Consider the following 310-nt stretch of genomic DNA (forward strand, 5'->3'; position numbering starts at 1 on the left):
GTTTGCTAACCGCGCGGACCCGGATTTAATCTCGAGAAGCTGGTCTTATGATCAGACGCAAGTAGGTCGCTCGGCGTGACCTCGATAAAGCGATCTGATCGAAAAGAACACGTCGATGTCATCATGAGATGGTTTGGTTGTAAAAGGTAGCCAAGCTGTTGTCGTTTCCGTTGGAAGAGGCAACTAACTGATGAGCATTGGCAATGAGAACGATTAAGTGTCGTAAGGGCATTTGGTGGATGCCTTGGCATGCACAGGCGAAGAAGGACGTGATACGCTGCGATAAGCTGTGGGGAGCTGCGAATAAGCT

General features: G+C 49.7%; 1 rRNA gene. It reads left to right on the forward strand.

Annotation, left to right across the window (positions count from 1 at the left end):
- Positions 1-211 precede the first annotated feature (211 nt).
- Positions 212-310, forward strand: a 23S ribosomal RNA gene (locus tag JNB91_RS30515); the annotation flags it as partial.

It is taken from the genome of Aliirhizobium wenxiniae, from assembly GCF_019511445.1.
GTDB lineage: Bacteria > Pseudomonadota > Alphaproteobacteria > Rhizobiales > Rhizobiaceae > Neorhizobium > Neorhizobium wenxiniae_A.